Source organism: Tsukamurella hominis (assembly GCF_965137015.1).
Lineage (GTDB): Bacteria > Actinomycetota > Actinomycetes > Mycobacteriales > Mycobacteriaceae > Tsukamurella > Tsukamurella hominis.
Genome location: NZ_CBCRZG010000026.1, coordinates 47,289 through 57,632 on the forward strand (window position 1 = coordinate 47,289; position 10,344 = coordinate 57,632).

The 10,344-nt window shown below is 73.6% G+C and carries 7 protein-coding genes; 1 reads left to right on the forward strand and 6 read right to left on the reverse strand.

The window, feature by feature from the left end:
* Both mycP and eccD read right to left on the reverse strand, forming a co-directional pair.
* A complete protein-coding gene (gene mycP / locus ACM9LD_RS22215) occupies positions 1 to 1,257 on the reverse strand; it encodes a type VII secretion-associated serine protease mycosin (protein WP_415678689.1) in 1,257 nt (418 codons plus the stop codon).
* Positions 1,257 to 2,759, reverse strand: a complete 1,503-nt coding sequence (eccD, locus tag ACM9LD_RS22220; RefSeq protein WP_415678690.1) for a type VII secretion integral membrane protein EccD — start codon at positions 2,757 to 2,759, stop codon at positions 1,257 to 1,259. The genes mycP and eccD overlap by 1 nt, the downstream gene beginning before the upstream one ends.
* Positions 2,760 to 2,947: 188 nt before the next feature.
* On the opposite strand from eccD, the gene eccCa reads away from it, so the two are divergent.
* Complete coding sequence (gene eccCa / locus ACM9LD_RS22225; RefSeq protein ID WP_415678691.1) at positions 2,948 to 6,976, forward strand: type VII secretion protein EccCa; 4,029 nt, start codon at positions 2,948 to 2,950, stop codon at positions 6,974 to 6,976.
* 154 nt (positions 6,977 to 7,130) lie between these two features.
* Here the strand turns inward: eccCa and ACM9LD_RS22230 are convergent, their stop codons facing one another.
* From ACM9LD_RS22230 to ACM9LD_RS22245, 4 genes are all read right to left on the reverse strand, one after another.
* On the reverse strand, positions 7,131 to 7,628 hold the full coding sequence (locus tag ACM9LD_RS22230; RefSeq protein WP_415678692.1) for a hypothetical protein: 498 nt from the start codon (positions 7,626 to 7,628) through the stop codon (positions 7,131 to 7,133).
* Between the two features lie 177 nt (positions 7,629 to 7,805).
* Complete coding sequence (locus ACM9LD_RS22235; RefSeq protein WP_415678693.1) at positions 7,806 to 8,132, reverse strand: hypothetical protein; 327 nt, start codon at positions 8,130 to 8,132, stop codon at positions 7,806 to 7,808.
* A 47-nt stretch (positions 8,133 to 8,179) separates the two neighbouring features.
* Complete coding sequence (locus tag ACM9LD_RS22240) at positions 8,180 to 8,980, reverse strand: LLM class flavin-dependent oxidoreductase (RefSeq protein WP_415678694.1); 801 nt, start codon at positions 8,978 to 8,980, stop codon at positions 8,180 to 8,182.
* Between the two features lies 1 nt (position 8,981).
* On the reverse strand, positions 8,982 to 10,344 hold a 1,363-nt coding region (locus tag ACM9LD_RS22245), incomplete at its 5' end, for a hypothetical protein (RefSeq protein ID WP_415678695.1).

The window sequence follows — 10,344 nt, forward strand, 5'->3', positions numbered from 1 at the left end:
TCAGCGGCGCGCCAGGCACGCCGCGACAGCGGCCACCGCGAGGAGCGCGACCCCGGCGAGCGCGTACGTGCGCGGCCGGGTATCCGGGGCGGGCGTCGCGGCCACGTCCAGGCGGCCCGCCGTGGGCGCCTCGCCCGGCACCGCAGCGGAGACCGCGGCGACGGGATCGACGATCCCCGCTCCGCCCATCCCCGCGGACCGGCGCGCGGTCGCCAGGATCCGGCCGCGGACCTGCGCCGCCGTCAGCTGTGGGAACCGCGCCCGGACCAGGGCCGCCACACCGGCGACGTACGGCGCGGCGTAGCTGGTCCCGGCGAGCGGCGTCGTGCCCTCGCGGGTCACCTGCGCGTTGGCGAGTCCCGTGCCGCGCGGCTCGAGCGTCGTCACATCGGTGCCCGGCGCGGCGACCGTGACCCACGGCCCGGCCAGGGAGAACGCGGCGGCGCGGCCGTCCGGCTCGGTGGCGCCCACGGCGAGAACCTGATCGGCGAACCGCGCGGGCGATGCGAAGGTCTTCGGCGCGACCGGATTCGCGTTCTGCTCGGCGCAGGCGCCCGTCGAGACGTTCCCGGCCGCTGCGACCACCACGACGTTCCGGTCCGCGGCGTACCGCACCGCGCGGCCGAGCGCGTCGTCGCCGAGCGCGGACGCGGAACCGGCACAGGCCACCTCGGAGATGTTGACGACCGTGGCGCCCAGGTCGACCGCGCGCACCACGGCGTAGGCCATGGTGGTCACGTTGCCGTGGCTGTTGACCCCGCGCTGCTGCGGTTCGAAGGCCGCGCTGGCCTGACGGATCGCGATGATCGACGCCGCCGGAGCGACCCCTGCGAAGGAGTCTCCCGGAGCCGGGCGGCCGGCGATGATGCCGGCCACGGCGGTGCCGTGGGCGTCGCAGTCGTCGCGGCCGTCGCCCGACGAGACGTAGTCGCCGCCGGCGATCACCTCGCCGAGTCGGGGGTGCGGGGTCACGCCGGTGTCGATCACCGCGACCTTCTGCCCCTCGCCGCGGGTGAACCGCCAGGCCTGGTCGAAGCGGAGGGATCGAGCGGCGTGATCCACCCGGGCGTAGTCGGTGCCGGGCTGCGTGCGCAGCGTGTTGCACTGGGAGCGTTGGACGGTGGGTGCGAGCGGCGCGACGGGGCCGCGCGGCGCACCGTCGGGAGGCGGATCGGCGGATGCCGTCCCGGCGGATACCGCGGGGACGGCGAGCGTGAGCACCGCCGCCGCGGCGGCGACCCGGATCCGCCGTCCCATCAGAGGTTCCGGACGGTCGCGTACACGTCCCACACCCAGCCCAGCAGGGGGCCGGCGGCGGCGATGGTGAGGTACTCGCCGAGCTCCGCCAGGCGCCGCTGCACCGGGCTGAAGACGACGCCGGGCGCGAGCGCCCCGCACGCGAGCGCGAGGGCCGCGATCAGCGCGAGGCCCACGAGGCCGACGACCGGCCAGGAACCGAAGCCCCACGCGAGGCTGGTGGCGGTGCCGATGGCGATGACCGCGCCTGCGAGGACGCCGGCACCTGCTTGGACGGGTTCCGCGTGGGTGCGGCCACGCAGGCAGAAGGCGACCGCCATGACCAGGGCGAAGGCGAGGTGATGTCCCGGCAGCTCGCGCGTCGCGGCACCCACGGCGAGGGTGGCGACCGCCCCCGCCGCGGCCGCGCCGACGGTGATTCCGGTGCAGATGAGCTGCGCGAGCTCGGACCGTGGCGGCGCGTCCCGCTCCGGCGACTCGTCGTCGAGACCCGCGGCGACGGCGCCGACCCCCGCCACCGTCGGCGGCGGATCGTCGTCGATGGGATCGATCCGCTCGCCCGCGGCGGGTACGTGCGGGAGTGGCAGGCGGGCCGCCACGGCGGCGATCCGGGCCGCGAACACCAGGACGAGGTAGGCGACGACCGCGACGGTCGCGCCGATCGCGGCGCGGCGCCCGGGCAACCACAGCGCGGCGAACATCGCCGGCCCGGCGAGCGCGGCCGCCGCGAGCAGGGCCGTGTGCACCACCGTGCCGCGGCCGGTGAACCGCAGCGCCATCAGCGCCGACACGGCGGCCGTAGCGGTGGCGAGGAGCGCGTGCGCGGGACCGTACCGGCCGTCGGCGCCGAGCGGCACGACCAGGGCGCCCGTCACCCCGGCGAGCACGGTGGCGCACATCGCGAGCGCGGTGGGCACCGGACCGGGCGAGGGCATTCGGCGTGCGGACAGCAGCGACCCGGTGAGCAGCGCCACCGCGGCGGCGCCGCACCACAGCTGCGCGAAGACGTGGTCGATCGCGGGCCGCGCCCCGTCGGCGCCGCGCGGGGCCAGACCGAGCCGCAGCGCGACCGCCCCCGTCGCGAGCGTCGCCAGGCCCAGCACGACGAGCCCGACGATCAGGGCCGCACGCTCGTCCCAGCGCCGACTCGTGACGAGATCCGCTGCGGTGCGGTCGAAGACGTCGTCGAAGACCGGCGGCGGGGGCGGCGCCTCCGCCACGAACAGGACCAGGAGCGCACCGTCGGCGATGCCGGCGTCCGCCGGGGTCTGCGGGCCGGGCAGCGGCTCGCCCCCGACCGGCGCGAGGCGCCACGGCCGCGACCACGCCGACTCCGCGGACCCGCCGATCCGGTCGCCGAAGAGCCGCACCAGCTCCGGGATGAGGACCTCCGTGGGCGTGAGGAGCGGGATGGACACGTCGACCTGCGCCCCGCCGCACAGCACGGAGACGCGGCTCAGCCGCGCCACCTCGGCGGTCGTCTCCTCCATCACGTCGGTCATAGCGCCCCCTCGCATGCCGTCATCCGCGCCCGCGGAACAGGGCCCGATACTCATTGGACGCACCAGCCCGGCGATCGGTTCCCTTCCGCGCGAAGTTCGCGGAAAGTCTTCCGCGCGCCGACGCGAGGGTGCACAGTGGTGCCACGACGGCGCGTGGGGGCGCGCCGCAGTCCCGGGGGAGTCCGAGGGTGACCGACACGACCGACGTGGTTTTCGAGCCCGTCACAGAGGGTTTCGCGCGCAAGCAGCGGCTCGCGCCACCGCGGACGCCCGGCGGCGAGGTGGCGTTGCAGGCGCCGCCCGAGATCCCGCGCGCCGTCCCCGGAGGTCTGCTCGGCAAGCTGCTGCCCGTGGTCATGGTGGTCGCCGTGATCGGCATGATCGCGTTGATGTTCACCTCTGGCAGCGCCATGATGCAGAGCCCGTTCATGATGATGTTCCCGATCATGATGCTCATGTCGATGTTCGGCATGTACGGGATGAACAACCGCGGCAACGGTGCGTCCGCGGCCGAACTGAACGAGGACCGCAAGGACTACCTACGCTACCTGGGGCAGATCCGCACCCAGGTGGACCGTACCCGCACGGAGCAGCGCGCCGCCCTGGACTGGATCCACCCCGATCCGGCGGCGCTGCCCGGGTGCGTCGGGACCCGGCGGATGTGGGAGCGCCGACCCGCCGACCCCGACTTCCTGCACGTGCGCGTCGGCGTCGGCAGCCAGCGTCTCGCCACGCGCCTGGTGCCGCCGGAGACCGGCCCGCTCGAGGACCTCGAACCGGTGTCGACGGTGGCGCTGCGCCGGTTCGTCCGGCACGGCGCCTCCGTGCCCGGGCTGCCCGTCGCGGTGGCCCTGCGCGGGTTCCCCGCCGTCGGGCTGAGCGGTCCGCGCGCCGAGGTCTTCGACGCGGCCCGCGCGATGGTGCTGGCCCTCGCGGCTCTGCACGGGCCCGACCACGTGCGGATCGTCGCCGCCACGCCCGAGGTCGACTCCGCCGAGTGGGGATGGCTGAAATGGCTTCCGCACGTGGCCCACCCGACGGAGTGCGACAGTCTCGGTCCCGTGCGCACGGTCTACGGCTCGGCGGCGGAGCTCGAGGACGCGATCGCGCCCCAGCTCGCCGACCGCGGCCCCTTCGCGCGGTCCGCGCCCGTCGATCCCTCGCGGCCCCACGTCGTGATCCTGCTGGACCGCGGGATCGCCGTGACGCCCGGCGGTGCGCTCGACGCGGCCGTCGGGATCGACGGCGTGACGCTGCTCGACCTCTCGCCCGAGCCGGACTCGCTCGCGGTCCGCGCGGGCCTGCAACTCGTCATCGACGACGCCCGGCGGCTCGGCGCCCGCAGCGCCGCCGGGGTCGAGTACTTCGCGCAGCCCGACGCCGTGACGGCGGGCGCCGCGCAGGTCACGGCCCGGCGGATCGGCCGGTTCCGCCCGGCGTCCATGGCCGAGCTGCTCGACTTCGACGGTGACGCGGGCGCGACGGACCCCGGCCTGCCCGCGCTGATCGGCATCACCGACGCCGCCGCGATCACACCCGAGACGGTGTGGCGCGAGCGCACCGCGCGCGAGCGGCTGCGGGTGCCCATCGGGGTGGGGCCGCGGGGCGAGCCGGTGGAGATCGACCTCAAGGAGGCGGCCGAGAACGGCATGGGCCCGCACGGGCTCTGCATCGGGGCCACGGGCTCCGGGAAGTCCGAGTTCCTGCGCACCCTCGTGCTGTCGATGGTCGCCACGCACCCGCCGGAGGCGCTGAACCTGGTGCTCGTCGACTTCAAGGGCGGCGCCACGTTCCTGGGGCTCGAATCCCTGAACCACGTGGCCGCGGTCATCACGAACCTCGAGGAGGAGATCGCGATGGTCGACCGCATGCGCGACGCCCTCTCCGGCGAGATGAACCGCCGACAGGAGGTGCTGCGCCGGGCAGGGAACTTCGCCAATGTCGGCGAGTACGAGAAGGCGCGCCGCGCGGGCGCGCCGCTCGAGCCGATGCCCGCGCTCGTGGTCATCGTCGACGAGTTCTCCGAGTTGCTCTCGCAGAAGCCTGATTTCGCCGAGCTCTTCGTCGCGATCGGCCGCCTGGGACGGTCGCTGCACATCCACCTGCTGCTGGCCTCGCAGCGGCTCGAGGAGGGCAAGCTCCGCGGGCTGGACTCGCACTTGTCCTATCGCATCGGTCTGAAGACCTTCTCGGCCAGCGAGTCCCGCGCCGTCCTCGGCGTGCCGGACGCGTATCACCTGCCGTCGACGCCCGGCGCGGGTTACCTCAAATTCGACGCCGATCCGCCGCGCCGCTTCCACGCCTGCTACGTCTCGGGTGAGTACGAGCCGCCGAGTTCCGCGGCGTCGACGGTGCGCCGCGGGACGGTCGGCAGTGCCGCGGTCCGCGAATACCTCAACGCGGCGGCCCCGATCGAGCGGCGCCGGTCGCCGGGGTTGCCCGAGGGGCTCATGCGGATTCCCGCCCAGCCCGGCGACCCCGTGCCGCCGACCAGCCCGTCGGGCACAGCCGCGCCTGGGGTCGGCGCGCCGTCGCTCCTGCAGACGATGGTCGCGCGCCTGGCCGGGCACGGCCTGCCCGCGCACGAGGTCTGGCTGCCGCCGCTCGACGAGTCCGCGCCCGTCGGCGAGCTCGCGGCGCACCTGCGGCGCAACGACTCCACGGCGCTGCGCGTCGCGATCGGCGTCGTCGACCGCCCGTACGACCAGCGCCGGGACCTCCTGGTGGTCGATCTCAACGGTGCTCAGGGCAACGTCGCGGTCGTCGGCGGCCCGCAGTCGGGCAAGTCGACCGCACTGCGCACGCTGATCGTCTCCGCGGCGCTCACGCACACGCCGCGGCAGGTCCAGTTCTACGTACTCGACTTCGGTGGCGGCTCACTCGCGAGCATCGCCGGCGTCCCGCACGTGGGATCCGTCGCCGGCCGCCTGGACCCGGACCGGGTGCGCCGCACCGTCGCGGAGGTCACGGGGGTGATCCGCCGGCGGGAGGCGGCGTTCCGTGAGCACGGCGTCGCGTCGATGGAGCAGTACCGCGCCCACCCGGCCGCCGCGACCGATCCGTTCGGCGACGTCTTCCTCGTGATCGACGGCTGGCAGGTGCTGCGCAGCGAGTTCGAGTCGCTCGAGCCGCAGGTCAACGCCATCGCCGCGCAGGGCCTGTCCTACGGCGTGCATCTGGTGATCGCCGCGTCGCGGTGGGGCGAGGTCCGCCCCGCGGTGAAGGATCAGCTGGGCACGCGGATCGAGCTGCGGCTGGGCGATCCGATGGATTCCGAGATGGGCCGCCGGGTGGCGGGTTCGGTGCCCGTCGGACGGCCCGGCCGCGGCATCACCTCGGATCAGCTGCACATGCTCGTCGCGCTGCCCTGCGGCGTGGAGTCCGACGATCTCCCCGCGGCGCAGCAGGCCCTGGTCTCCGAGATCGCGGAGCGCTGCGCAGAACGTGCGCCCGAGGTGCGGATGCTTCCCGACCTCGTGTTGCGCGACCGGATCCCGGCTCGCCGGGACGCGCCACCCACGCACGCCGTCTTCGGCGTCGGCGAATCCGAACTCGCCGCCGCGACACTGCAGTTCGAGTCGCAGCCCTTCTTCCTGGTGCTGGGCGACAGCGAGTGCGGCAAGACCGAGACCCTGCGGACGATCATCGCCGGCCTCGTCGCCGGCGGCACCCCGCAGCAGACGAAGATCGTCCTCGTCGACTACCGCCGGACGCTGCTCGGCGTGATCGAGAGCGACCACCTCGCGGGCTACGCCTCGTCATCGGATGCGCTGACCCCCATGGTCGCGCATCTCGTGCGGGTCCTGCGCGAGCGCTGCCCGGACGGGGACGTCACGCCGCAGCAGCTCAAGGACCGCTCGTGGTGGACCGGCCCGGACATCTACCTGATCGTCGACGACTACGACCTGGTCGCGAGTGCCACCGGCAACCCCCTCGCTCCGCTGCTGGAGCTGCTGCCGCAGGCGCGCGACATCGGTCTCAAGGTGATCGTCGCGCGGCGCAGCGGCGGCCTCGCGCGCGGACTGTACGAGAGCTTCCTCGCCCGCCTCCGCGACCTCGCCGCTGACGGCCTGGTGATGAGCGGCTCCCGCGAGGAGGGCACCGTCCTCGGTGCGGTCAAGATGTCGCCGCAGCCGCCCGGCCGCGGCACCTGGGTCTCCCGGGCCCGCGGCGTGGAGCTGGTGCAGGTGGCGATGGTCGACGAGCCGGAGCGATGAGCACCCGCGGCAGACGTGTCGCGGGTCCCAGCTCCGGCGCCGGGCCAGGGGAAGGCCCAACTGGATGAGGATCGGGTGCGCTCCGTCGCGTAGCGCTGCATCTCGCGCACGGTGCGTGGAGTGGACGTGCGGTCAGCGTGGTCCGGGGCCGCAGCTAGGTGGAGGTCGGACCGAGGGAGTCGGCGCCGAGCGTGCCCTCGCGCTCCCGCGAGCCGAGTTCCCAGGGGGTGAACGACCATGGCCCGTCGAGCGCGATGTCCGCCAACTCGATCTCGAACTTGCCCCCGCTCGCCTCGTACTCCGCGGTCCACCGCACGGGGAGCCTGACGCCGAGATCGATCGCGATCTCGGCGCGGGAATGCGGACTGACCCTGTGAACGGCGCGAACGAGCAGTTCGCCGTTCTGCTGCGCTGAGCTCGCAATCCTCCACTGGTCCGATCCGCGTCCCCAGATGTCGAGCTGAGACGGGGTGAGGAGTTGAACGGCGAGCGGCCTTGGGCTATCGGCGGGAAGGTCCGTGGGGTCGTCGCCGTGGATCATCTGGTACCCGGTGTCGGGGGAGTAGCGGGTCTCGACCCGAACGGGCGACGATGTGTCGACGAGCGAGAAGGTCTGCGCGGCGTGATCGAACTCGAGCTGACGACGCTTCACCGAGGACGGCTCGCCGTGGAACTGCCCTCTGGGCCAACGCTTGTCCAGCACGGTGCACGTCAAGCCGGGCGATCTCTCGACATCCAGCAGCGTTCCGACTGCTCGCATGAGCGGTTCTGTCTCGGAGTCCGACATCAGCGAACCACCCTTCTCCTTGAGATGGCAGCTGCCCCGGAGCTACCGGTCCCGGATCGCTGTGATCGTCCCGGTCATCGCCGGCCACGGCGGCTGCCGGAGCACGGCGAGGGTCGCGAGCGTGGCGGCGACGAAGCCGGTCGCCACACCGATGAGCGCGATGCGGTCCGCGTCGACGGCCGGCGACCACACCGCCTGCCCGTCACGCACGGTGTACACGCCGATCGCGGAGACCCGGTCCTCGCCGCTGCGCCGGCGCCGCACGCGGGAGACGGTGATGACCGTCGTCCCGTCGGGCGTGACGTGCGGATCGCCGAACACCACGCCCCGCGGGGCGGCACCGGGCACGGACCTCAGTTCGGGGCGCATGCCTCCATCATGCGCCTGCACGGTCGGGGAGGGGCAGCGTCGGCGCGTCACGTTCCGGCCAGGCGCGATACCACCGGGCGCATCGCCTCCAGGGTGTGCCCGCCGAGCGCGATGAGCGAGAAGCCGTACTCCTCGCGGCGGCGGATCAGCGTCTCGCAGATCTCGTCCACCGAGCCGTCCACCAGCGCGGGGGAGTCCACGGCGCGCAGGGCGTCGAGGTCGGTGCCGATGAAGGCGCTCACGTAGTCGGGCGCGAAGCCGTTCACCGCGAAGATCGAGCAGGCCAGCTCCACCCGGTCCCGCAGCGGCGCCGTCAGCGCCGCGAGGGCCTCGGCCGTGGTGGTGGGCGCCGTCGCGACGGCCACCGTGTCGGCCCGCTCGCGCGCCACCGCGAGGGCCTTCGGCCCGCCCGCCGCCATGAGCACCGGGGTGTGCCCGGCACCGTCGAGCGCGGCCAGGGCGTCGAGCGTGTCCACGACGCGGGCGAGGCGCTCGGCGCCCGTGCCGAAGGGTACGCCGAGGGCGGCGGCGTCGCCGGCCACGTCGGGCCGGCCCGTGCCGATGCCGAACCGGTACCGGCCGCCGCTGATCGTCGCCAGCGAATGCGCCTGCCACGCCGCGTGCTTCGGATCGTGCAGCGGCGCGGCCACCACGTAGTTCGCCACCTCCAGCGTCGAGGTCGCGCCCAGCGCCACCGCGGCGGAGGTGAAACCGTCGGGCAGCGGGTAGTTCTCGGGCAGCGCGAGCACGTCGAAGCCGTCGGACTCCACCGACCGGGCGTAGGTCGCCCAGTCGCCGAGCTGCGGCACCGGCAGAGCGGTCACCGCGAAGCGGAATGGTCTGGTCATGTCAGGAACCTCCTCGTTCCGGGCTTGCGGCACCGGGATCGTCGGGCTGGACGAGCCGGAAGTGCGAACGCTGCCGCTCCATGAATCGTCGTTCGTAGACGCCCTCGACGCGCTTGCCGTCCACCGTGCCGCTCAACTGCAGCCGGTCGCCGTCGACCCGCGCGGTCACGCGCAGGGGAGCGTCGTCCTCCTTCTTGCGCAGCTTGAGCACGTCGCCCTCCACTTCGAGCAGCCACGAGGTGGTGTAGCCGGAGGGCTCCTGCGTCACCACGCTGTCGTACGCCGAGCCGAGCTGCTTCAGCACGTCGTTGGAGTCGCTACCGCGCAGGGTGATCGCCACGTTCGCCCACGGCGCCGGGTCGCGCTGCGCGAGCCCGGCGGGCGCACCGTCGACGGTGAAGGACGTGGCCCGCCAGACCCCGTCGAGGGCGGAGCGCGGGGTGTGGAGCACGTAGGTCATGAGCGCGCCGCTCGCCGTCAGCACCATCATCAGGAGCCCCGCCACGCCGAACTTGAGGACCTGCCCCGTGATCCGGGCCCACGAGCGGCCCGCGCCCGCGACGGGCAGCGGCGGTACCGGGGTCGGCGCCGGCCGGTTCAGCGCCGCCCGCAGCAGGTTCGGCGCGTACGGCACGGTGAGCGCGATCGCGATGAGCAGCAGCTCGCCGGCGATGATCTTCACGGGCACGTCGTAGAACAGGTTGAGCAGGAACACCTGCCCCATCGCGACGATCGCGAGCAGCGATCCCAGGATCGCGGTGCGCCGCCACAGCAGCAGCACGCCCGCCGTCAGCTCGATGAGGCCGGTGACCACCATGTAGGGCACCGACGCGCCCATGAAGCCCCACAGCGTGGTGAACAGGCTGGTGTCGCCGGTGAGCTGCAGCTGGTTAGCCGGCAGCGCCATGAAGCCCATCTGCGTGGGGAGCACCTTGGCGATGCCGTAGAACAGCATCGACAGCGCCAGCGCGAACCGTGCGAGGACGCCGAGCAGCCCCAGCAGCGAGCGGTAGTTCGGGCGGTTCCGGTCGAGGGCCGTCCACACCGCCACGATCACCAGGCCGACCACGATCCAGCCGAGGTGCATGGACCACTGCCACCGGTTGTCGCCGCCGCCGGAGACGACGATGTCGACGCCTCCGCCGGTGGTGATGAAGCTGCCGATCTGGGCGAACAGCCACCAGATCCCGGAGAACTTCCACACGACGGCGAGTCCCGCGTTGCCGTACACGGACAGCAGCAGGATGCCGCCGCCGAGCACGAACAGCAGCCGGAACGCCAGCTTCTGCGCGTTCGACCACACGGGCTCCGGCGCGGGCGGCTCGGACGGGGGCGGTGGCCCCGGCAGCGGCGGGGGACCGGGC

Excerpts from the sequence above, each read along its gene's own strand:
- ACM9LD_RS22240 (WP_415678694.1), bottom strand. The coding sequence starts at position 8,980 with ATGACCAGACCATTCCGCTTCGCGGTGACCGCTCTGCCGGTGCCGCAG.
- eccD (WP_415678690.1), bottom strand. The coding sequence starts at position 2,759 with ATGACCGACGTGATGGAGGAGACGACCGCCGAGGTGGCGCGGCTGAGC.
- ACM9LD_RS22235 (WP_415678693.1), bottom strand. The coding sequence starts at position 8,132 with ATGCGCCCCGAACTGAGGTCCGTGCCCGGTGCCGCCCCGCGGGGCGTG.
- mycP (WP_415678689.1), bottom strand. The coding sequence starts at position 1,257 with ATGGGACGGCGGATCCGGGTCGCCGCCGCGGCGGCGGTGCTCACGCTC.